The organism is Pseudomonas sp. SIMBA_068, assembly GCF_046534705.1.
GTDB lineage: Bacteria > Pseudomonadota > Gammaproteobacteria > Pseudomonadales > Pseudomonadaceae > Aquipseudomonas > Aquipseudomonas putida.
In genome coordinates this window covers 1-306 of sequence record NZ_JAWRYI010000260.1, presented here as the reverse complement: position 1 = coordinate 306, position 306 = coordinate 1, and the positions used below count along the sequence as shown (strand labels likewise).

Annotated in this window: 2 protein-coding genes; one reads left to right on the top strand and one right to left on the bottom strand. The window is 51.3% G+C overall.

All coding sequences use genetic code 11. The features are described 5' to 3' along the window. Positions 1–109 (top strand): sigma factor-like helix-turn-helix DNA-binding protein (locus tag SB756_RS29095; RefSeq protein ID WP_410913001.1); only part of this gene is annotated, 109 nt, incomplete at its 5' end. A gap of 93 nt (positions 110–202) precedes the next feature. Here SB756_RS29095 and SB756_RS29090 read toward each other — a convergent pair. Next, positions 203–301, bottom strand: a complete 99-nt coding sequence (locus tag SB756_RS29090; RefSeq protein ID WP_410912999.1) for a hypothetical protein — start codon at positions 299–301, stop codon at positions 203–205. Positions 302–306 lie beyond the last annotated feature (5 nt).

The window sequence follows — 306 nt, the reverse complement described above, 5'->3', positions numbered from 1 at the left end:
TGGCCTCACCCGTGAACGTGTTCGCCAGATTCAGGTTGAAGGCCTGCGCCGTTTGCGTGAAATCCTGCAAACGCAGGGGCTGAATATCGAAGCGCTGTTCCGCGAGTAAGTAAGCATCTGTCAGAAAGGCCAGTCTCAAGCGAGGCTGGCCTTTTCTGTGCACAATAAAAGGTCCGATGCCCATCGGACCTTTTTATTAAGGTCAAATTACCGCCCATACGCACCAGGTAATTAAGAATCCGGTAAAACCGAGAATGGTCGTTAACACTGTCCAGGTTTTCAGACCGTCTGCTACCGACAACCCCA